Raw genomic sequence first — 21,591 nt, forward strand, 5'->3', positions numbered from 1 at the left:
GTCCTTCGCCTTATTGTCTGTTTTATGACGATCCGGAGATAACTCTTAGCGCCCTAAGGGTAATAACGCAATATTTTTCAGTAACCTATAAGAGGTTGATCTGGTAAATTTTCTCAAACCGCTGTTCATTCTGGTGAAATGCATTTCTGCAGAAGAAATAACCATCTCCTTCGCTAACGTGCTGAGTAAAGATGGGTAAAACCACTTTGAGACTGGCTCGCCGTTTCCTATTCTTTCCGCTAATTACATCTGTCATAAGAGAGTGACTCATGGATCGTATTATTACTTCTTCACGCGACCGCACATCGCTACTCAGTACCCACAAGGTGCTGCGCAATACCTATTTCATGCTCAGCCTGACGCTGGCGTTTTCGGCGATCACTGCCACCGCCAGCACCGTGCTGATGCTGCCGTCTCCGGGGCTGATCCTGACGCTGGTGGGGATGTATGGGCTGATGTTCTTGACCTACAAAACCGCGGATAAACCGGTCGGTATTCTGTCCGCGTTCGCCTTCACCGGCTTCCTGGGCTATATCCTGGGGCCGATTCTGAACGCGTATCTGTCTGCCGGTATGGGCGACGTGATTGGCATGGCGCTGGGCGGTACCGCGCTGGTGTTCTTCTGCTGCTCGGCCTACGTGCTGACCACCCGTAAGGACATGTCCTTCCTCGGCGGTATGCTGATGGCGGGTATCGTGGTGGTGCTGATTGGTATGGTGGCTAACATCTTCCTGCAGCTGCCTGCCCTGCATCTGGCGATTAGCGCGGTGTTTATCCTGCTGTCATCTGGCGCGATCCTGTATGAAACCAGCAACATCATTCACGGCGGTGAGACGAACTACATTCGCGCCACCGTGAGCCTGTATGTATCGCTGTATAACATCTTCGTCAGCCTGCTGAGCATTCTGGGCTTCGCCAGCCGGGATTAATTTGCATCACTGATACGAAAAAAGAGAATGCCCATGGCATTCTCTTTTTTTTGTCTTATTCTCCCCGGCAGATATAGGTAGGATAACGCCGGTCCTGAATCAGCCACACGGCGGGCGACAGTTCAGAGATCGTCAGGTAGTAACGTGCGGTCGGATAGGCGAAGCTTCCCCATTGAGCATCCGGGGTATTGTCATTGTGTCGACGCCAGGTTTTGGTGTAGCTCAATACAATGACGTTATCATCTTTCCGTTGCTCCCAGGTAAAGTCGACATCCCTGTCAACGATCAAACATTGCCCGCCAGCCCTTGCCGCGCCTTTGTAAGTCGTCAACCCGGTTCCATCCTGATGAAAATAGAACTGAGCAAAGGTATTGACCTTCACCTCACTTGCTTTTCCCTCATTGCGCGTGAAATTAAATTCTGTACTGCAGGCAAGCACATCCTTTTTACCCAGGCCGCCAGAATAGTAAAAAAGCGCTATTGCACCACCAACCAGTACACCGCTCAGCCCAAAAATAAGTTTTATTTTCATTTTTCAGCCCCGCTTTTATAACGAATGGTTTTGCACAGTCTGGTTTTACTTCCCGGGCAGGCACCAATGAAAACCTCATCCGCGGCGGAAATAGCAAAACGGGCGCTGAAATAATAAATATTATACTCTTCTCGCTCGCATGCCACGTTATTCGCCTCCAGCTGTTTTGCTAATTTCGATAACACTAACGGCCGTCCATGATCGTTAATTATCCAGATACTGCAACGCGCAATTTTTTCCTTAACTGGCGTGAGTTTCGCCGGAACGGTTATCCCCTGCGGGCGGCTAAAGTACAGGCATCCCCCTAGTGCAGCGACGATCGCGACCGCCGTAATCGCCCCCCTTTTCAGGAATGTGCGCCGCGGCTTTACGTCTTGCTGTTCAACCGGAGACTGAGAATCAACGGGTTGAATATTCTCCCGAGGCTGAAAAATCACATCGGCCTCAAAACGAAATCCATAGCGGGGTACGGTCACGATAAATTCATGCCCCTCTCCCAGCGACTGAAAGCTTTTACGTAATTCGCTTACCGCTTTATTGAGATTATTTCCTGATGGCGTAAAGCCGAACGCTTCCCACACGCGAGCGATCAATTCATCCCGGCTAAGGTCACGACCTCTGTGCTTAATAAACTCCTGTAAAAGACGAACGGCCGGTGCCGAAAGCGTTAATACAGACTCGGGTTGTCCAACAAGACTTATTGCATGTGATTCAGGATCGAATAACAACGAATTATTGCATATAAAAAACATCTTTTATTCTCGGCTGTTACCGCATGCTTTTTAATCCCTGGTACATCGACATGAAAATCACCTCCTGATCTGCTTATTTTGTAATCAGAAGGAATTTTCTTCCCATCCCTGGTCGCGGTATTTTCGCTTAACTATACAACCTTAAAGACAGAAAAGCAGGATAAAAAACTGTATTTAACGAGTTAATTAATACAAATTTTCACAAACCGCTGTTCTGGTTAAAGTTTCCCTGCCCTGAAGCGATACGAAAGCAGACGGTGTCCTGGTGTTAACGCGCCACCGATGAACTCAGAGCAGGCAGGCAGAATGTGAAACAGAAAAAAAGAGTGAACATGACAACCGCCTTTTATGTCGCCGCGCTGTCATTACCATTTTTCTCAGAAATGGCAATGGCCAATATGAGCGTGTACCCGATGGAACTTAACGTGGATAAGTCCGGGGCGGCTCAAATAAAAGTGGCTTCAAAAACGGATGATATTCAGTTCATTCGGGTGAGGCAAAAGAAAATTCTTAATCCCGGCACTGCCGAGGAAAAAGAGATTGATGTGGCCTCGTGGAAAGAAGGTGGCGTTGTTGTGACGCCAGAAAAATTTGCCCTGGCGGCTGGCGCAATGCGCGTCGTTCGTCTGGTATCGCTCACGCCACCGGAAAAAGAGACCACCTGGCGCGTCTATTTTGAAGGGGTAAAGCAACCTGACAGCATTATTCCAGGTCAGGCAGAAAGCGCTGCGGCGAAGGCGACATTGGGCGTCAATGTCATCTGGGGCGCCCTGATCCACCTCGCCCCGGAAAAAAGTGTGGTTTCACTCTCGATAGACCCTCGCAGGGGGACGTTAAAAAACAACGGTACGCTGCGCGTGCCGCTGAGAGAGATCGGTATTTGTGACGCAAATTCGTCGTGTAAATGGATTAAAGAAGACGCGACGATTTATCCGGACACCGAACGGAAATTAAAAACGCTCACAAAGACACAAGGCCATAAATATAAATTCCGCTACTTCAACTGGGTGAATAAAACCGCTGAAGAAGCTGATTTACCCGTCGTGCAATAACACGACGTTACCGTAAAGACCCCAAAGGGTTTGTTTAAAGAGCCAGGGTGCTCATTTGTAAATATGGAGATATCAATGCGTAAGTATTTTAAACCCCTGATGATTGTTGCCGCGATGACCACGTCCGTTAGCGCGCTGGCGCTCCAAAAAGATATTACCGTCAACGCCAGCGTTGATTCACAGCTGGATATGACCCAGGCGGATAATACGCCGCTGCCGGCAAGCATCGATATGCAGTACCTGCCAGGCCGCGGTCTGGAAAGCTACCGCCTGAATACCAAGGTATGGTCTAACTCCGCCACCAGCAACGTGAAAGTCCGTCTGGTGAGTGCCGCGAAGCTGGCAAATGCCGACGGTGCTGAGTCCATCCCAATGACGGTGAAGCTGGGCGATAAAACCCTCTCTACCGCCGATGTTGAATATACCGGTACCGAACTGTTCCCGGGGAGCATTGAAAACGGTTCAGCGGTACTGCCGCTGACCATTTCTCAGACCACCAAAGGCATTCTGAAAACCGGTCAGTACAGCGGCGTTGTCAGCCTGATGCTGACGCAAGCGACGACCACGGAAGGCGGTGCGTAACACCACAGCACCTAAGGAATAACGTCAGAGGGTGCCCACCCTCTGACGTCAGGATGATGTCGAGGCTCGTTCATGGCGTTTCACAGAAATACTCTCCTCTTTGTTGCTTTGTTACCCGCTTCCATCCAACTCGCCTGTGCCGGGATGACCGTCCCGGCAGGTTTTGAAGATCTGGCGAAAACCCAGCGCCTGTGGACAGAGGTAAACCTCTATGGCGAGTCGCTTGGCCTGTTTGAAACGGATATCACGCTTGAAACGGTCAGTTTTGTCGCACCTGAAACCGTTGTAGCGGCCATCAAACGACGGTTTAACGACGACCCTGCTCTCGTTGCCACCGTGTCTGCCACGCTGGCCGTTCCGCTTGCCCGTAACGGCAACCTGGCCTGCAGCAGCAACAGCTCCGCAGCGGGCTGCGATTACATTGATACCGACCGCGCGGCCATTATCTATGACGAGAATAACGCCCGTATTAGCCTGTTTTTAGACAAGAAATTCCTGCCTAAAGCCACCGCGGAAAATCAGTGGTATCAGCCCACGCAGGACACCGAAAATGCGCTTATCCATCAGCAGAATGTTAATTTTGTTGCCGACAGGGATTATCAGTCAGCCACCGTGCAGGGCAATGGCGCGCTGGCGCTCACGCAGGACGGCTATGTTAACCTCGACTGGACCTGGCTGGGACAGCGTTCAAGGCACCAGCAGCAACAGGAAATCACCGTTAACAATGCCTGGTTCCGCCAGGATATCTTGCGCCAGTACTATGTCCAGCTGGGCGAAATGGATACCCGCGATCTGTTCAGTAATGCCGGTGGAAATATCAACCTCAGCCAGCTGCCGCTGGGGAAAATTCGCGGCGTACGCGCAGGCTCAACACGGGCGTGGATAAATCCGGTTCAGCAGTCAAAGGGAACCCCTATCACCGTGCTGCTTTCCCATGACGCGCGTATTGATGCCCGCCGTGGCAGTCAGCTGCTGGCCAGCTTTTACCTGAATGCCGGGGCGCAAACTCTCGACACGCGATCGTTTCCGGACGGGAGCTACACCGTCACGCTGTCAGTCTATGAAAATAACCGGCTAACGCGTACCGAGCAGGTGCCGTTTACCCGAACCGGCATTACGCCATTCGACCGCGTCGAGTGGTTCCTGCAGGCGGGTGAAACCGACAATAGCGATCAAAACGAAGAACCCAGCGCGGTTGCGCAGGCGGGCGTACGCCTGCCCGTCACCGAGACCTTAGCGCTTACCAGCGGAGCAACGATAAAGCAAAACCAGCGCTTCCTGGAAAATGCGCTCGACTGGAGCCGGGGCTTCAACGCGGGCCCGATCGACGGCGTGCTGAGTACCCGGTTTAGCTACCTTTACGGCAGCGAAGGCCAGCGCGGCAATATTCAGCAAATCAGCTACAACGACGGTTTTTCACTAAGCCTCTATCGCAACGCGCTATCAGCGGAAAACTGCAACACCAGAAGAGCCGGGTTTGATGCCGTGAACGGCTGTTATCGCACCCTCTCGGTGATGTTTTCCGTCCCTGTCGGCGCCTGGTATGCGAGCCTCGGCTATTCGGATAACCGCAACGAAGGACGGTACGTTTCACGCCGGGAGCTGCCGGATAGCGACGATCGCCACGATGCGGGTTTGCCGTGGGAATCGGTCTATATGACCCGCTCGCGCTCGCGGGCCTGGCAGGGAGGCCTGAGCAATGCCTTTAGCACCCATGGTCTGAACATTAACAGTAGCGTTAACCTCTTCATGCGCAACGATGATGCCCGCGACGGCAGGGACAAAGGCGGCTACCTGAGCGTGAGCCTGTCCATGGCGCATAACCGTCAGGGTGATGCGTCTAGCTATACCTCTCTGGGGGCGACCTGGCAGCACCAGCAGCGTGAAAAAAATCAGCTGAGCTACAACGTGGCGCATAACTGGTACAGCGATGCACGCGGTGAAAACGAGTACGGCCTTAGCGCATCAGGCATTAACAGCGACTCGCTGAATACCTCAGCCTATACGCGCCAGGGCGGGCGATATGGCAACGGCAGTCTGACCGTCAGCGACGCCTGGGATCGTCAGGACAGACGCCATACGCTGAGCACCAGCGGCAACTACAGCTCGACACTTGCGCTGTCGCGTTCTGGCCTGTGGCTGGGCCGCTGGAGCGACGGACGCCCTGCTTCCGCCGTCGCGGTTAACGTTGCCACACCGACTGATACCCAGGCTCCGAGCGTTGCCGTGTCGCTGGATAACAGCGGGAGCGCAGACATTCCGGGTAATAGCCGCGCTCTCTTCGCCGTACCGGGCTACCAGCAGACCACGTTGACGATTAACGAATCGCTGGATGTATCCCGGGGAGCCAGCAGTGAGATCACGCAAGGTTCAGGCAGCAGAACGCTGTTTATGGTGCCAGGCAAACTGCTGCGTCGGGATGTGCAAACCACCGCAAGCTACACCTGGCTCGGCCAGTTAACCGACGAGCGTCATTCGCCGTTTATCGGTGGTGTGCCGCTGAACGTTAACGGCTGGAGCGATCTCGGCAACGGCGGATTCAGCGCCCAGAGCGATGCCCTGCTGCATAACCTCTACCTGGTGCGTCAGCAGCAGTTTTATCAGTGCGAACTCAACGTGAAAAGTATGCGCGACGTGGTGCGCTATGTCGGCTCAATTCCTTGTCGGGAATTAACCTTCTCGGCCCTGCCGGATGCCATCCAGCAGCAGGCACAGCTGATGCTCGCCGGACGATCGGTACCTGCCGGGCCAACTGCCATGAACGCCGACAACCTCACTAAAGGGAAATGATGTGATGAGGTACCTCTTTATTTTACTGTTGTTAAGCCTGTGGACAGGCCAGACGCTGGCGGGCGCCCCTGCGGGACGAAACACCAGCGTTGGGATCAGCTTCGATCGCACGGCACCGCCTGCACGTTTCGATATCTGGTTGCATGAATCGGGCGGCTTTGACACCGCCGACCCGCAAAAGTGGGGACGTAATACCCTGACCTGTCAGTCCCGAACCGACGCCACGTACGGGGCCTGCATGAACTCTCCGGTCTGGTTCTCGGGTAACCCGGCCGCGCCCTATGCCATCAATTTACGTTTCACGCATGCCCTCACCAGCAAGACGGTGGATATCAAGGTGTATGGCGATCACTACATGTTTATCAACAATAAAGTGTTTACCTTTGCCAGCTTTGTGACAGGCGGAACAGCCACAATTGCTGACTGGAACAGAGAGCCCTACTTCGATTTCTATATTGTGAAAAGCGAACTGGATAAGCTCGCCCTGCCGGGGATCTGGACCGCAACGCTGAAGCAGAACCTGCGTCAATGGGGGAGCGCCGACTGTGGCGGGAACTTCAATGACGTAAACGTCGGATGCCCTGGCTATCTCACTATCGCCAGGTGGCAGGCAAACATTCGCATTGAGGTGGTCGATCCGGGTAATCAGCAGATTTATCTGCCGGCATTTCCGCACTCCACGCCCATCGTTAACCTCAACCTGACTAACTTCCCGGGGCGGCCGGGTGGCAGTGAGATTCAGGGAGAAAATACGCTGGATATGTGCCTGTACGATGGTAAAAACAGCACCAGCACCCGCACCTACCTTCGGTTTGAGGACGACGGACTCGCCTCAGCGGGCCGTACTGAAGGTGCGTTTTCTATCAGGCGACGCGGAGGAAGCCAGACCGATGCGCGGGACCGTCTTGACTATCAGGTCTTTGTCACCCATCCCATCACAGGCGCAACAGACATCGTCGCTAACGGTAAAACCATGGTCTGGCAAGGGACTAACGATCCGCAGTATCTGCGTCAGGTCGTCCTGCCCGGCGGACGCGAGAGCGTACTGTGCGTGCCAGCCCCTATTATCCTGAAAACCCCTTCATTTACTGCCAGCAGCAAAAATGCCGGGGATTACACCGGCACGCTACGCATTATCTACACACCCAGTACGTTATAAAGAGGCCGCCGTGAATTACGTTATTCTTGATAATAATAGCTTTTATGCCGAAGGTTTACGCTACGCCCTTCTGCGCCGTAACGCTCAGATGCTGGTTGAAAGCGGCGCGGTAACGTGGCGCCATTCGTTATTGGCCTGCGACACCCTCGTTGTGCGCTGCCGCTTTTCCGTCGCCGGGACGCATCAGGCGCTGGTTGAGATTCTGCTTCAGCTGGAGGCCAGCCGCTGGGAAGGAACGCTTTATCTGGTGTGCAATGAAAAAGGCTGGGCGCTGGCCACGCATCTGCGAAAGCGTTTTGCCACGCTGACCTCATATATTATTGATGACAGAATTGCCGTCGCGGATGCAGCGTATCTGCTTGCAAAAGAGCCCCGTCGGGTCCGCAGCCTGAATTGTTGCCTGACGGGCATGGAGTTCAATGTTCTCGACAGGCTGGTTAACGGGCAATCGGTAAGACATGTTGCGACAATGACGCAGATGAGCGAAAAACAGGTCTCGACGTACAAATGCAACGCGTTAAAAAAGCTGAATGCCAACAATCTGCTACAGCTTCTTCTATAGACCGAAGTTTCTCATGCCGCCCCTTCTTTGCTAGACTAGGGGCGGTTTTTACTTTATCGACAGAGCACTATGTTCATTTTTGCAGGCCAGGAAATTGAGACCGATAGCGAAGGCTATCTGAAAGATACCACGCTGTGGAGCGAGCCACTGGCGGAAAAAATCGCCGAAAACGAAGGTATCACCCTCTCCCCCGAACACTGGGAAGTCGTGCGTTTTGTGCGCGAATTTTATCTCGAATTTAATACCTCTCCGGCGATCCGCATGCTGGTGAAAGCGATGGCCAATAAGTTTGGCGAAGAGAAAGGCAACAGCCGCTATCTGTATCGTCTGTTTCCGAAAGGCCCGGCAAAACAGGCCACCAAAGTTGCTGGCCTGCCAAAGCCGGTGAAGTGCATTTAATAACGAATACTGAAGTTCTCGTATTCCCGGCCGGGTTGATGCGGTTCCGTTAGCACCCTGTCAACCCGCGCGCTGCGCGGGCCACCCGCTTTCAGCCACACCATCAGTTTTTCTACCTGCTTCGCGTCTCCACAGGCGACCACCTCAACGCTGCCGTCATCCATGTTTCGCGCATAGCCCGTGATCCCGAGCTGAAGAGCCTCACGCTGGGTGCTGTAGCGGAACCCGACGCCCTGAACGATGCCGTGAACCCAGGCAATAGTGCAAACTTTTGACATTTTTCTTCTCCTTAACGTAGCGTTTTCGGCAAACAGCCGTAGTGTTGCCGAAAGCGGGCGGTGAAACGAGAACTGGAAAGATACCCACATTGTAATGCGATTTCGCCAATGGGTAATCGGGTCGATTGCAGCTGTGACAGCGCAACGGCCATTCTCACCTCTTCCACGATCTGGCGAAAACTCTGCGACTCTTCACGCAACTTTCTGCGCAGCGTCGGCACGCTTAAGGCCAGACGGCTTGCGATATCCTGCGCAGTCCAGGATCTGGCCGGCGATAGCATGATGAACTGTCGCACCTGCTCAGTCAGGTTACTGCTTCGCTCAATAAGCAGCGGACCTGCCACGCCTTCATGCAGCAATGCCAGCAAAAGACCGAAAGCCTGATGTTTTTGTAACGCCTCCGGTAAATCCTGACGCACGGCGTGCAGCAGGTTATCCCACATAAACGCCAGCCCCTCGCTCAACGGGACACAAAGGGAATGTAACGTCGTGCCCGGCCAGGATTTCAGGTAATGCGCTTTAAACTCGGCCAGGATCTCTGGCGACAACATCAGCAAGTCCGATCGAAACATGCCGTTCGCAGGCTGATTAATAATCTCCATTGACGTATTGGCCGGGATAATAATCAGCGCATCCCTCGTTGCCACCAGGCGATTATCATCCTGAACAATGACCTTACTGCCGTGAGTAATGTGACAAATGGCCGGAAAAAAAAGTTTAACCTGGTGCAGGCGATGCATTTTGCTGGCACTGACTTCGCCCGCCGTCAGCTGTTTATGTTGAAGGTAAAACTCCTGCACCGGGTCATCCTTATCTGCTGTACGTTGCGGTTAACTGCGTTTTTCCGAGAACGTGACTGTTTATCATATAACCGACCAGCGCGCCGCTGGCATTGTTATCAAGGGGCAGTGTGTCCACGTTCAGCGCCCAGACGGTAATCTGGTAACGGTGCGGTTTGTCTCCCTCAGGTGGACATGCGCCGCCAAATCCAGAATAACCGAAGTCATTACGCCCCTGCACCGCGCCAGCGGGTAATTTCTCACTCTTTGGGTTACCCGCGCCCGCGGGCAGTGCCATTGTTTTCGCAGGAATATTGGCGACTGTCCAGTGCCACCAGCCACTGCCGGTGGGGGCATCGGGGTCATATACCGTGATGGCAAAACTTTTCGTACCGGCTGGCGGATGTTTCCATGCAAGCTGCGGAGACTGATTATCACCGTGGCAGCCAAAACCGTTGAACACCTGCTGTTGCGCTAAACGGTGCTCCCCGGAGATATCCTGACTGGTGATACTGAAAGGCGTTGCCGCTAAAACCTGAAAACTTATCGCCGCCAGAGCGGTTGTTGCAATTACAGTGCGCTTTTTCATGGGGGAGTACTTTGCTGAACGGGAAGCCCCAATGTAAGGCACGCGGCCATACCGTAATGTGCTTAAGCGATTTGATTTTGTGCCGAAACGCTCAAAGGCATCCACAGATGATTGCGACTTGCTGAATGTGATAATCTACGCGCCATTTCCCTGAAATCGACAGAACAGCAAATTATGAGTGTACGTTTAGTGTTAGCCAAAGGGCGCGAGAAATCCTTACTGCGCCGTCATCCCTGGGTTTTTTCTGGCGCAGTTGCCCGCATGGAAGGCAAAGCCAGCCTCGGTGAAACCATTGATATCGTTGACCATCAGGGGAAATGGTTAGCGCGAGGCGCATACTCGCCTGCGTCCCAGATCCGCGCTCGCGTCTGGACCTTCGACAAAGATGAAACCATTGATATCGACTTCTTCATTCGCCGCCTGCAGCAGGCGCAGCAGTGGCGTGAGTGGCTGGCAAAGCGTGACGGTCTGGACAGCTATCGTCTGATCGCCGGTGAGTCCGACGGCCTGCCGGGTGTGACCATCGATCGCTTCGGCAACTTCCTGGTGCTGCAACTCCTGAGCGCCGGAGCGGAATACCAGCGTGCCGCGCTGATTAGCGCGCTGCAAACGCTGTTCCCGCAGTGTGCCATTTACGACCGCAGCGATGTGCCAGTGCGCAAAAAAGAGGGCATGGAGCTGACTCAGGGGCCTGTAACGGGCGAACTGCCGCCAGCCCTGCTGCCCATCGAAGAACATGGCATGAAGCTGCTGGTGGATATTCAGGGCGGTCACAAAACGGGCTATTACCTTGACCAGCGCGACAGCCGTCTGGCGACACGCCAGTACGTCGCCGACAAGCGCGTACTTAACTGCTTCTCCTATACCGGCGGTTTTGCCGTTTCGGCGCTGATGGGTGGCTGTGCTCAGGTCGTCAGCGTGGATACGTCACAGGAAGCGCTGGACGTGGCAAAACAAAACGTCGAGCTAAACAAGCTGGATTTGAGCAAAGCGGAGTTTGTACGCGACGACGTTTTCAAGCTGCTGCGTAAATATCGCGATCAGGGCGAGAAGTTCGACGTTATCGTGATGGATCCCCCTAAGTTTGTGGAGAATAAAAGCCAGCTGATGGGCGCCTGCCGCGGGTACAAAGATATCAACATGCTGGCCATCCAGCTGCTGAACCCGGGTGGCGTTCTGCTGACGTTCTCCTGCTCCGGTCTGATGACCACAGATTTATTTCAGAAAATCATCGCCGATGCCGCAATAGATGCTGGTCGTGATGTACAATTTATAGAGCAGTTCCGTCAGGCAGCCGATCATCCCGTGATTGCTACCTACCCGGAAGGGCTGTATCTGAAAGGGTTTGCCTGTCGCGTCATGTAACTTGAAAAGAGAAATATTGACCACACATAACGTGTAAGTCGTATTTCCCGGGAGGTGACTATGATTGCCAGCAAATTCGGTATCGGCCAGCAGGTCCGCCACACTTTGCTAGGGTATTTGGGTGTGGTCGTCGATATCGACCCGGAGTATTCCCTTGATGAACCGTCAGCAGACGAGCTGGCGGTTAACGCCGAGCTTCGCGCTGCGCCCTGGTACCATGTGGTGATGGAAGGTGACGACGGACAACCCGTTCATACCTACCTTGCCGAAGCGCAACTGAGTAGTGAGTTGCAGGAAGAGCATCCGGAGCAACCTACGATGGATGAACTTGCTCAGACCATCCGTAAACAGCTACAGGCTCCGCGCCTGCGGAACTAAGCGTGTAAAAAAAGCCCGATAACGGGCTTTTTTTTATTATTTCGCCAGCCCCAGACGGGGGATCTCAATCGCCGGGCATCGGTCCATGACCACCTTCAGACCCGCTTCACGCGCCAGCACGGCCGCCTGCTCGTTAATCACACCCAACTGCATCCACAGGGTTTTCGCCCCGACGGCAATAGCATCCTGCGCTACGCCCCATGCGGCCTCGGAATTACGGAAGACATCGACCATATCAATTTTTTCGGGTACGTCAGCGAGCGTCGCATACCCTTGCTGGCCCAGCAACGTTTTCCCCGCCACTTTTGGCGAGACCGGGATGACGTGATAACCCTGATCGAGAAGGTACTTCATCACCCGATAGCTGGGACGATCGGGTTTATCGCTCGCACCCACCAGCGCAATGGTCCGCGTGGATGTCAAAATCTCAGCAACATCATTCTCTTTCATAGTTTTTCTCCTGGCTTTTTTAAAAGTGTATGCCAAAGCGCACATCTCAACCATCCATCCCATACAGATGCATGAGGGCAAAACGGCAAAATATGTCTATATGTTAGTAAACGTGATTATCGAAAAATTTAGATACATTAATGCGGCGACAGTATGTCTGACGGGAGCCTCCTATGAAAACCGGTATTGCCACGGCTCTGATTGCGTTAGTGATGCCGGTTTGCGTATTTGCTACCACGCTTCGGCTCTCTGGCGACATTGATCTTCTGGTACTGGACGGAAAAAAAGTGTCCAGCTCATTATTACGCGGTGCTGACAGCATCGAATTAGATAACGGCCCCCATCAACTGGTCTTTCGGGTAGAAAAATCGATCGGCCTGGCTAACCATGAGCAACGACTGTACATCTCGCCACCGCTGATTATCAGCTTTAATACCCGGCAAATCAGTCAGGTGAACATTACTCTGCCTCGCCTTGAAACAGAAAAGGAATCGGCGGCCTTTGACGCCTCGCCGCGCATTGAACTGCTGGACGGCGATGCGATGCCGATCTCGGTGAAGCTGGATATTCTGGCATTAACCACGTCCCCGAAAGGCCCGGATTACGAGGCGGCTACGCAGGTTTATAACAAAGCCGGTAAACGCGCCTCCCTTCCGCAGTTTGCCACCCTGATGGCCGACGACAGTACGCTGCTTTCCGGCGTATCGGAACTGGATGTTATCCCGCCTCAGTCCCAGACGCTGACGGAACAGCGCCTGAAATTCTGGTTCCAGCAGGCCGATCCCGACACGCGGGCCCGATTTTTACAGTGGGCAAAGCAACAACCTTCATCCTAAGCCACATTTTTTTCGCCTGACGCTTGCAGCGTCAGGCGCTTCCCGTCATCGTGTAGTCAGTTAACCTGATGGATATGATTATGGAACTGACAACACGCACGCTGCCTGAACGCAAACACATTGCACTGGTGGCGCACGATCACTGTAAACAAATGCTGCTTAACTGGGTGCGCCGCCATCAGTCTTTGCTGGAAAAGCATGCCCTTTCAGCGACCGGCACCACCGGAAACCTGATCCAGCGCGAAACGGGTCTGGAGGTCAATGCGATGCTGAGCGGCCCGATGGGCGGCGATCAGCAGGTCGGCGCGCAGATTTCCGAAGGGAAGATTGACGTGCTGATCTTCTTCTGGGATCCGCTGAACGCGGTTCCGCACGATCCCGATGTTAAAGCCCTGCTGCGTCTGGCGACGGTGTGGAATATTCCGGTGGCGACAAACCTCTCGACGGCGGATTTCATCATCGAATCACCGCAGTTCAATTCGCCGGTTGATATCCTGATTCCGGACTATCAGCGTTATCTTTCTGAGAGACTGAAGTAGCTTTTTTGCCGGGTGGCGGCTTCGCCTTACCCGGCCTACCCATCCTTGCCCGTCGTCGCTACGGCTTTCTCGCTACCGGCACATCAATACTCTTCAGAATATCGACAAACACGGATGGCTCCGCTTTATTGAACAGCAGCCAGACGCGGTGACGTGCGCGCGTCATTGCCACATAAAGCAAACGTCGCTCTTCGGCATCCGGGAAATCTTCCGGCACCGGCAGTAGGGCCTGTTCCATCACCGATTCACGGGCCGGAGCCGGGAAACCGTCGCTGCCCTCTTTCAGCCCCATCACAATCACATAATCGGCCTGCTGCCCTTTGCTGGCGTGAATGGTCATAAATTCAAGCTGCAGTTTCGGCCAGCGGGTAGCTGCTTTTTCCAGCGCTGCAGGTTTAAGGTGATGATAACGCGCCAGCACCATGATACGCTCATCGGGCTTCGCATAGCCGCTGAGCTTGTCCAGCAGCGGTTCCAGCTGGTCATCCGCCAGCAGGGTGACGGCTTTTTTATCCCCAGGCCGCAGGCTGTTAAGCGGCTTGGTCAGCTGATGCGGGTTTTGCTGGATAAAACGGTTGGCGATTTCACCAATCCGGGAGTTGAAGCGATACGTGGTGTCCAGATCGCTGCGATCCCCTTCACCAAAATAGTGGTGGAACGCGGTCGTGAGTGAAAGCTGTGCGCCGCTGAAGCGATAGATAGCCTGCCAGTCATCCCCCACCGCAAACAGCGAGGTATGTTTATTTTGCGCCCGTAGCGCACAGAGCAGTGCTGCGCGCTGGGGTGAGATATCCTGAAACTCATCCACCAGAATATGTTTCCACGGACTGACAAAACGTCCTTTCTCAAGAATGACGATCGCCTGATGGATCAAACCGGAAAAATCGACGGCATTTTCCGCCTTCAACGCGGCTTTCCAGGCTTTTAAGAGCGGTGCCATCAGTTTGACCCGCTTCGAAAATAGATCGCGGATCCCCTCTGGCGCACCTTCAATCATTTCTGCCTGTGAGCCACCGTGCATCCGCATCAGGCTGACCCAACGGTCAAGACGCGATCCCAGCCGACGCGCCAGTTTATCATCCTGCCAGAAACTGCCTTCCGGCACTGCCCAGTTGAGCTCCTCTTCCAGCCACTGACGCCACCCTTTCGCCTGCGCTTTTTTCTCACTGCACTGCTGACGCCACGTTTTGATAAACAGCGCCTGGCGCACCTGCGTGTCATTTTCCAGTTTACTGACGGAAGGCACTTTTTTACTGCCCTGCTGAATGATATGCAGCGCAAGGGCATGGAAGGTTCTGGCAGTAATGTCCCGGGTATGCAGACGCTGCTGAATGCGTTCGTCCATCTCCTCAGCAGCCTTACGGCCAAAAGCCAGCAGCAGAATCTGATCGGCAACCGCTTCACCGGTCGTCAGAAGCCAGCCTACACGCGCCACCAGTACCGACGTTTTGCCGCTTCCCGCCCCCGCGAGCACCAGCAGCGACTGCTCGCCATTGACCACCGCGCGAGCCTGCGCAGGGTTGAGCGGCGAAGATTCCACCGTACTGAAAAAGTCGGCGTATTGGGTGAGCATGGTATCTGTCCAGGCCTGGTTATGCGCCAGCCGACTCTTATCCCTATCGTTCAGCCAGGCCTGACACTGATGCCAGGCGTCGCGACAGTTGTCGAACTCATCAAGACGCGTTACGGCAATCGGCAGGGCCGAGAGGGCCTGGCGAATCTTTTGCTGCAGCCCGGCAGTCTGCTGGCGGGTCAACCACGTTTGTTGCGCGTTGCTCTGGGCGATCTCGTCCAGCACCTGGTGCAGAACCTGGGCGGCAATCACGCTCATGTCGTGACTCCACTGCTGCCAGCGGGCGTTCAGGTGGTGATGAAAACGCTGGGTTTCCGCCCACTCGGTGCCGTGAAGACGCACGACTTTATCGTCTGGCAGAACAAACTCCAGCTCACCCCATACCAGCCCACGCTTGCAGTGGATGGCCAGAAGCTGATTAAACGGAATAAGGTATTCGTGGCGTTCTCCGGAGACTTTCACCCCGGCGTTGAGCAAAACAACGCTGTCATAGGGGTGTTGCGCCAGGCGTTTGCCTAATGAAGTTGCTTTCAGTTCCATGTCCCGCCAAATCCACGAAGAGATAATTTACCTGACAGTTTAACTGCCAGTTTTAAGGTGCTCCAGCCTAAAAAAACGTTACAATCATTGGGCGTTAATTTTATCGAAAGGAAGTGAGGGTTTATGCGTACCGTTCTGAATGTGTTGAATTTTGTGCTGGGCGGTTTTGCCACCACCCTTTCCTGGCTTTTTGCCACACTGGTGAGCATCGTCCTGATTTTCACACTCCCCCTGACCCGCTCCTGCTGGGAAATCACCAAACTCTCGTTGATCCCCTACGGTAACGAAGCCATCCACATTGACGAACTGAATCCGGAAAGTAAGAACGCCCTGATGAACACGGGGGGAACCCTGCTGAACATTCTGTGGCTGATTTTCTTTGGCTGGTGGCTATGCATCATGCATATTTTTGCCGGTATTGCACAGTGCATCTCAATTATTGGGATTCCGGTAGGGCTCGCGAACTTTAAGATCGCCGCCATCGCCCTTTGGCCCGTCGGGCGCAGAGTTGTTCCGGTTGAAGTGGCCCAGGCGGCGCGTGAAGCGAACGCACGCCGTCGTTTTCAGTAAATAAGGACTGGCCGCGTTTATGCTAAGCCCACTGCTTCGCCGTTATACCTGGAACAGTTCCTGGCTTTACAACGTCAGGATTTTTATCGCGCTTTGCGGCACGGTAGCCCTGCCGTGGTGGTTGAATGACGTCAAACTCACCATCCCGCTCACGCTGGGGGTGGTGGCCGGGGCGCTTGCGGATCTGGACGATCGCCTGGCCGGTCGTTTGCGTAATCTGGTGATTACGCTCGTCTGCTTTTTTATTGCGTCAGCGTCCGTTGAGTTGCTCTTCCCCTGGCCGTGGCTGTTTGCGCTGGGCCTGACGCTTTCGACCAGCGGGTTTATTTTGCTGGGTGGACTGGGGCAGCGCTATGCCACCATCGCCTTCGGCGCCTTACTGATCGCCATCTATACCATGCTGGGCGTATCACTTTACGACCAGTGGTACCAGCAACCTCTACTGCTGTTGCTGGGCGCCATCTGGTATAACCTGCTGACGTTAACCGGCCATCTTATCTTCCCGGTTCGCCCGCTGCAGGATAACCTTGCCCGTAGCTTTGAGCAGCTAGCCCATTATCTGGAACTGAAATCCCGGCTGTTTGACCCGGATATTGAAGAAGAAAGCCAGGCGCCGCTTTACGATCTGGCGCTGGCAAACGGTCAGCTGGTCACCACCCTTAACCAGACGAAAGCCTCGCTGCTTACCCGTCTGCGCGGCGATCGCGGTCAGCGTGGAACGCGAAGAACCTTACACTACTATTTTGTCGCCCAGGACATTCATGAACGCGCCAGTTCCTCGCATGTTCAGTACGCCGCCCTGCGTGAAAAGTTTCGCTACAGCGACGTGATGTTCCGCTTCCAGCGCCTGCTGTCCATGCAGTCCCTGGCCTGCCAGCAGCTCTCGCGATCCATTCTGCTGCGCACGCCCTATCAGCATGACCCCCGTTTCGAACGGGTGTTTAGCCATCTTGATGCGGCGCTCGATCGCGTTCAGGCCAGCGGAACATCACCGGAACATATCAAAGCGCTGGGTTTTCTGCTCAACAACCTGCGGGCTATAGATGCTCAGCTGGCGACCATCGAATCCGAACAGGCGATGGCGCAACCGGGTAATGATGTGGAAAATCAGCTGGCTGATGACAGCGTGCATAGCTTTAGCGATATGTGGCTGCGCCTGAGCCGCAACTTTACGCCGGAGTCGGCGCTCTTTCGCCACGCGGTGAGAATGTCTCTGGTGCTATGCGTCGGTTATGCCTTTATCCAGATAACCGGTTTGCAGCATGGCTACTGGATCCTGCTGACCAGCCTGTTTGTCTGCCAGCCAAACTATAACGCCACCCGGCACCGCCTTGCGCTGCGTATTATCGGTACGCTGGTCGGTGTCGCGATTGGACTTCCCGTGCTGTACTTCGTGCCTTCTGTTGAAGGGCAGCTGGTGCTGATTGTGATTACCGGCGTGTTGTTTTTCGCGTTTCGCAACGTGCAGTACGCTCATGCCACCATGTTTATCACGCTGCTGGTGCTGCTCTGCTTTAACCTGCTGGGTGAAGGGTTCGAGGTCGCACTGCCTCGCGTGCTCGATACCCTGATCGGCTGTGCGATTGCCTGGGCTGCGGTGAGCTTTATCTGGCCGGACTGGCGTTTCCGTAATTTACCGCGTGTGTTAGACAGGGCATTGAACGCCAACTGCCGATACCTGGATGCCATCCTTGAGCAGTACCACCAGGGACGCGATAACCGTCTGGCTTATCGGATAGCCCGCCGCGATGCGCACAACAGTGATGCTGAACTGGCTTCGGTTGTCTCTAACATGTCAACGGAGCCTCGTGCCACGGCCGAGATACGTGAGACGGCTTTCCGGTTGCTCTGCCTCAACCATACCTTCACCAGCTATATTTCCACGCTGGGTGCACACCGCGAGAAACTGGTCAACCCGGGCATACTCAACCTGCTGGATGACGCGGTCTGCTACGTCGATGATGCACTGCATCACCGGCCAGCCGATGAACCGAAAGTGAGACAGTCGCTGGATGAACTGACTCAACGTATCGCGCGTCTTGAGCCAGGAAACGACAGCAAAGCGCCGCTGGTGCTACAGCAGATTGGCCTGCTTATCGCTCTGCTGCCAGAAATTTGCCGGTTACAACAGCAAATCGCTACCTGGAGGAGTGATTCTTCTGTGGCTCAGGCAGCGCATTAAACCACTCCGTCAACTCCCGGCGAATGCCTGCCGGGAGTGCCGCCTCATGCAAACCCTCAATAGCCCCCTCAAGGGCAAAGAGCACTTTAATACCGAGTGCCCTATTTTTAGCCCGCATCTTTAACCAGCACTCCCTGGCACCCAGTGCCCGCAGCGTCTCTTCGTTAGTAATGCCAGCTTCAAAAAGCAATACCTCAAGCTGAAATGTCAGGTTTGGCAGATCTTTAAGCCGGTTTCGTTGATGGCGCTGACAGCGCTCTTTCCTCGCCGCATTGAGCGCGAAAGAGGAGAGCTGAAGCAGCCGTTCCCTGTCTTGCCACAGTCCATCATCGACACGGTAATAGTTGAGAAGTACCGGGCGGCCTCGTTTCATCAGCGTCAAAAAAGAGGCGGCATTTTTTACACAGTATTTCGCGCTTTCTTCACAGGCGCGAAGGTACAGCTCGCCATCTGACACCATGGCAAAAACCGCGTCATCTATCGCCAGGGTATAGCCACCGAACAGTGCGCGATGATGAATTTCTCCTAGCGGTGAGAGGTATTGCTGGGATTGATAAATCCGTTCATAAGATATCTTTTTCATGATATTTCCCTTCTAAATCATAAAGTAACAGCGAAATTTCTTACTAGCGGATCCGTTAGCAGGAAAATAGGCAACTTAGCGCCGTTGAGCAAGATGATTTTTCGAGGGGCATCAACATTGAACGAATTTTGCGAGTCGCTTTCCGAAAATGAGGTTGATCTTTATGCATACAGGGGTTACTGTATATCCATACAGTAACTACAGGGCTGGAATGAATATGTACACTTCAGGCTATGCAAATCGCTCAACTTCTCTCTCCTCTACCGCGGGCACTGCCGCGCACAACACCGTTGGGGGTGTTTCGACGGGGCTTATTAGTGAAGTGGTTTATCGTGAAGACCAGCCTCTGTTGACCCAACTCCTGCTACTGCCTTTATTACAGCAGCTTGGTCAGCAATCGCGCTGGCAGCTCTGGCTGACGCCACAGCAAAAATTGAGCCGAGAATGGGTTCAGTCCGCAGGCCTGCCGCTGGCTAAGGTGATGCAGATTAACCAACTCTCTCCCTGCGATACCGTTGAGTCTATGGTTCGCGCGTTGCGCACTGGAAATTACAGCGTGGTGATCGGCTGGTTACCCGAAGAACTGACGGAAGAGGAACATTTTCGTCTGACTGAAGCGGCTGAAGAAGGGAATGCGATCGGGTTCATCATGCGCCCGGTTCGTCCAGATTCTTATCGCAGAGGACAACTTTCTGGGCTAAAAATTCACTCAAATTTGTATCATTGAGCGAAATTAAGATTTTTCCTGGAATTTTTTTTGACCGCAAGATACGGATTTAGTTCCCGGCGTCAAAATTGCGGCAAGGCGCGTCTGGAGCGGTTCTCCTTAATTTTACTGCACAAAATTCGTTCTAAAAATGTTAAATAATAGGTATACGGAACTTTTTTTTTCATATGCCTGACAGACTTCACACTTGTAAGTTTTCAGCTACGTTGTAGACTTTACATCGCCAGGGGTGCTCGGCCTAAGCCGAAGATATCGGTAGATTTATATTTGACCACGCCCCCCGGTGAAGGATTTAACCGTGATTCTCTACTTGAGACATTCATGGCGAATTTTGGATGATAACGAGGCGCAAAAAATGAAAAAGACAGCTATCGCGATTGCAGTGGCACTGGCTGGCTTCGCTACCGTAGCGCAGGCCGCTCCGAAAGATAATACCTGGTATGCAGGTGGTAAACTGGGCTGGTCTCAGTTCCACGACACCGGCTGGTACAACAGCAGCCTGAACAATGATGGCCCTACTCACGAGAGCCAGCTTGGTGCAGGTGCGTTCGGTGGCTATCAGGTTAACCCGTATGTTGGTTTTGAAATGGGTTACGACTGGTTAGGTCGTATGCCATACAAAGGCGACAACGTTAATGGCGCTTTTAAAGCTCAAGGCGTACAGCTGACCGCTAAACTGGGTTACCCAGTAACTGACGATCTGGACGTGTACACCCGTCTGGGTGGTATGGTATGGCGCGCTGACTCCAGCAACAGCATCGCTGGCGACGACCATGACACCGGTGTTTCCCCAGTATTCGCTGGTGGCGTTGAGTGGGCTATGACCCGTGACATCGCTACCCGTCTGGAATACCAGTGGGTTAACAACATCGGCGACGGTGCTACCGTTGGCGTTCGTCCAGACAACGGCATGCTGAGCGTAGGTGTTTCCTACCGTTTCGGCCAGCAGGAAGATGCAGCACCAGTTGTTGCTCCAGCGCCGGCTCCAGCTCCAGAAGTACAGACCAAGCACTTCACTCTGAAGTCTGACGTTCTGTTCAACTTCAACAAAGCGACTCTGAAACCAGAAGGCCAGCAGGCACTGGATCAGCTGTACACCCAGCTGAGCAACCTGGATCCTAAAGACGGTTCCGTAGTGGTTCTGGGCTTCACCGACCGTATCGGTTCTGACGCTTACAACCAGAAACTGTCTGAGAAACGTGCTCAGTCTGTTGTTGATTACCTGATCTCTAAAGGTATCCCAGCTAACAAGATCTCCCCACGTGGTATGGGCGAATCTAACCCAGTTACTGGCAACACCTGTGACAACGTGAAAGCTCGCGCTGCACTGATCGACTGCCTGGCTCCAGATCGTCGCGTAGAGATCGAAGTTAAAGGCGTTAAAGACGTTGTAACTCAGCCAGCGGCATAAGTTATCGTCTTATAAAAAAACCCCGCAATGCGGG

Annotated in this window: 23 protein-coding genes; 15 read left to right on the forward strand and 8 right to left on the reverse strand. The window is 53.8% G+C overall.

Annotation, left to right across the window (positions count from 1 at the left end):
* The first annotated feature begins 269 nt into the window (after window positions 1-269).
* The gene (gene yccA, locus ACOTXR_RS18335; protein WP_013097244.1) at window positions 270-929 is read left to right on the forward strand and encodes an FtsH protease modulator YccA; all 660 of its coding nucleotides are present in this window, start codon (window positions 270-272) and stop codon (window positions 927-929) included.
* Between the two features lie 55 nt (window positions 930-984).
* Here yccA and ACOTXR_RS18340 read toward each other — a convergent pair whose 3' ends face one another.
* On the reverse strand, window positions 985-1,461 hold the full coding sequence (locus tag ACOTXR_RS18340) for a hypothetical protein (protein ID WP_032637041.1): 477 nt from the start codon (window positions 1,459-1,461) through the stop codon (window positions 985-987).
* The gene (locus ACOTXR_RS18345; RefSeq protein WP_032637043.1) at window positions 1,458-2,213 is read right to left on the reverse strand and encodes a winged helix-turn-helix domain-containing protein; all 756 of its coding nucleotides are present in this window, start codon (window positions 2,211-2,213) and stop codon (window positions 1,458-1,460) included. The genes ACOTXR_RS18340 and ACOTXR_RS18345 overlap by 4 nt, the downstream gene beginning before the upstream one ends.
* A 308-nt stretch (window positions 2,214-2,521) precedes the next feature.
* Between ACOTXR_RS18345 and ACOTXR_RS18350 the strand changes: the two genes are divergently transcribed.
* The 6 genes from ACOTXR_RS18350 to tusE all read left to right on the forward strand — a co-directional run bounded on the left by ACOTXR_RS18350 (window position 2,522) and on the right by tusE (window position 8,757).
* On the forward strand, window positions 2,522-3,265 hold the full coding sequence (locus ACOTXR_RS18350; RefSeq protein ID WP_032637044.1) for a fimbrial protein: 744 nt from the start codon (window positions 2,522-2,524) through the stop codon (window positions 3,263-3,265).
* A gap of 75 nt (window positions 3,266-3,340) precedes the next feature.
* Window positions 3,341-3,847 (forward strand): CS1 type fimbrial major subunit, encoded by a 507-nt coding sequence (locus tag ACOTXR_RS18355; protein ID WP_421767064.1) that lies wholly within the window; start codon window positions 3,341-3,343, stop codon window positions 3,845-3,847.
* 72 nt (window positions 3,848-3,919) lie between these two features.
* Window positions 3,920-6,637, forward strand: coding sequence for a TcfC E-set like domain-containing protein (locus ACOTXR_RS18360; RefSeq protein ID WP_058690689.1), 2,718 nt, complete (start codon window positions 3,920-3,922; stop codon window positions 6,635-6,637).
* A gap of 4 nt (window positions 6,638-6,641) precedes the next feature.
* Window positions 6,642-7,796, forward strand: a complete 1,155-nt coding sequence (locus ACOTXR_RS18365; protein ID WP_101706497.1) for a CfaE/CblD family pilus tip adhesin — start codon at window positions 6,642-6,644, stop codon at window positions 7,794-7,796.
* A gap of 10 nt (window positions 7,797-7,806) precedes the next feature.
* Complete coding sequence (locus tag ACOTXR_RS18370; RefSeq protein WP_058690687.1) at window positions 7,807-8,358, forward strand: LuxR C-terminal-related transcriptional regulator; 552 nt, start codon at window positions 7,807-7,809, stop codon at window positions 8,356-8,358.
* Window positions 8,359-8,427: 69 nt separating this feature from the next.
* Window positions 8,428-8,757 (forward strand): sulfurtransferase TusE, encoded by a 330-nt coding sequence (gene tusE, locus ACOTXR_RS18375; RefSeq protein WP_023332621.1) that lies wholly within the window; start codon window positions 8,428-8,430, stop codon window positions 8,755-8,757.
* Here tusE and yccX read toward each other — a convergent pair.
* The 3 genes from yccX to ACOTXR_RS18390 all read right to left on the reverse strand — a co-directional run bounded on the left by yccX (window position 8,754) and on the right by ACOTXR_RS18390 (window position 10,403).
* Window positions 8,754-9,035 carry an acylphosphatase gene (gene yccX / locus ACOTXR_RS18380; RefSeq protein WP_023332620.1) on the reverse strand — a complete coding sequence of 94 codons (282 nt, stop codon included), beginning with the start codon at window positions 9,033-9,035 and terminating at the stop codon, window positions 8,754-8,756. The two genes, tusE and yccX, sit on opposite strands and share 4 nt — an antisense overlap.
* 11 nt (window positions 9,036-9,046) lie before the next feature.
* Window positions 9,047-9,775 (reverse strand): AraC family transcriptional regulator, encoded by a 729-nt coding sequence (locus tag ACOTXR_RS18385; RefSeq protein WP_198925977.1) that lies wholly within the window; start codon window positions 9,773-9,775, stop codon window positions 9,047-9,049.
* 70 nt (window positions 9,776-9,845) lie between these two features.
* A complete protein-coding gene (locus tag ACOTXR_RS18390) occupies window positions 9,846-10,403 on the reverse strand; it encodes a kinase inhibitor (RefSeq protein ID WP_058690686.1) in 558 nt (185 codons plus the stop codon).
* A 174-nt stretch (window positions 10,404-10,577) separates the two neighbouring features.
* Between ACOTXR_RS18390 and rlmI the strand changes: the two genes are divergently transcribed.
* Together rlmI and hspQ are read left to right on the forward strand one after the other, a co-directional pair.
* Entirely contained in the window at window positions 10,578-11,768 is a 1,191-nt protein-coding gene (gene rlmI, locus ACOTXR_RS18395; protein WP_058690685.1) for a 23S rRNA (cytosine(1962)-C(5))-methyltransferase RlmI, read from the forward strand.
* Window positions 11,769-11,828: 60 nt separating this feature from the next.
* A complete protein-coding gene (gene hspQ / locus ACOTXR_RS18400; protein ID WP_008499919.1) occupies window positions 11,829-12,146 on the forward strand; it encodes a heat shock protein HspQ in 318 nt (105 codons plus the stop codon).
* 36 nt (window positions 12,147-12,182) lie between these two features.
* On the opposite strand, the gene ACOTXR_RS18405 is transcribed toward hspQ, so the two are convergent.
* Window positions 12,183-12,596: a CoA-binding protein gene (locus ACOTXR_RS18405; RefSeq protein ID WP_014883259.1), complete on the reverse strand. Its 414-nt coding sequence runs from the start codon at window positions 12,594-12,596 to the stop codon at window positions 12,183-12,185.
* Window positions 12,597-12,769: 173 nt separating this feature from the next.
* Between ACOTXR_RS18405 and csgI the strand changes: the two genes are divergently transcribed.
* A complete protein-coding gene (csgI, locus tag ACOTXR_RS18410; RefSeq protein WP_058690684.1) occupies window positions 12,770-13,432 on the forward strand; it encodes a curli synthesis inhibitor in 663 nt (220 codons plus the stop codon).
* 80 nt (window positions 13,433-13,512) lie between these two features.
* Window positions 13,513-13,971 carry a methylglyoxal synthase gene (gene mgsA / locus ACOTXR_RS18415; RefSeq protein WP_008499922.1) on the forward strand — a complete coding sequence of 153 codons (459 nt, stop codon included), beginning with the start codon at window positions 13,513-13,515 and terminating at the stop codon, window positions 13,969-13,971.
* Window positions 13,972-14,029: 58 nt separating this feature from the next.
* Here the strand turns inward: mgsA and helD are convergent, their stop codons facing one another.
* Window positions 14,030-16,084, reverse strand: a complete 2,055-nt coding sequence (helD, locus tag ACOTXR_RS18420) for a DNA helicase IV (protein ID WP_058690683.1) — start codon at window positions 16,082-16,084, stop codon at window positions 14,030-14,032.
* Window positions 16,085-16,207: 123 nt separating this feature from the next.
* Here helD and ACOTXR_RS18425 point away from each other — a divergent pair, with 123 nt between their 5' ends.
* Together ACOTXR_RS18425 and yccS are read left to right on the forward strand one after the other, a co-directional pair.
* Entirely contained in the window at window positions 16,208-16,654 is a 447-nt protein-coding gene (locus tag ACOTXR_RS18425; RefSeq protein ID WP_058690682.1) for a YccF domain-containing protein, read from the forward strand.
* Window positions 16,655-16,673: 19 nt separating this feature from the next.
* Window positions 16,674-18,836, forward strand: a complete 2,163-nt coding sequence (gene yccS, locus ACOTXR_RS18430) for a YccS family putative transporter (protein WP_058690681.1) — start codon at window positions 16,674-16,676, stop codon at window positions 18,834-18,836.
* On the opposite strand, the gene ACOTXR_RS18435 is transcribed toward yccS, so the two are convergent.
* On the reverse strand, window positions 18,793-19,419 hold the full coding sequence (locus tag ACOTXR_RS18435) for a TfoX/Sxy family DNA transformation protein (protein WP_058690680.1): 627 nt from the start codon (window positions 19,417-19,419) through the stop codon (window positions 18,793-18,795). The genes yccS and ACOTXR_RS18435 overlap by 44 nt on opposite strands.
* Window positions 19,420-19,636: 217 nt before the next feature.
* Between ACOTXR_RS18435 and sulA the strand changes: the two genes are divergently transcribed.
* Window positions 19,637-20,146, forward strand: a complete 510-nt coding sequence (gene sulA / locus ACOTXR_RS18440; protein WP_058690679.1) for an SOS-induced cell division inhibitor SulA — start codon at window positions 19,637-19,639, stop codon at window positions 20,144-20,146.
* Between the two features lie 355 nt (window positions 20,147-20,501).
* The gene (ompA, locus tag ACOTXR_RS18445) at window positions 20,502-21,557 is read left to right on the forward strand and encodes a porin OmpA (protein WP_014883252.1); all 1,056 of its coding nucleotides are present in this window, start codon (window positions 20,502-20,504) and stop codon (window positions 21,555-21,557) included.
* The last annotated feature ends 34 nt before the right edge of the window (window positions 21,558-21,591 follow it).

It is taken from the genome of Enterobacter cloacae complex sp. IR53030 (assembly GCF_049238365.1).
Taxonomy (GTDB): domain Bacteria; phylum Pseudomonadota; class Gammaproteobacteria; order Enterobacterales; family Enterobacteriaceae; genus Enterobacter; species Enterobacter kobei.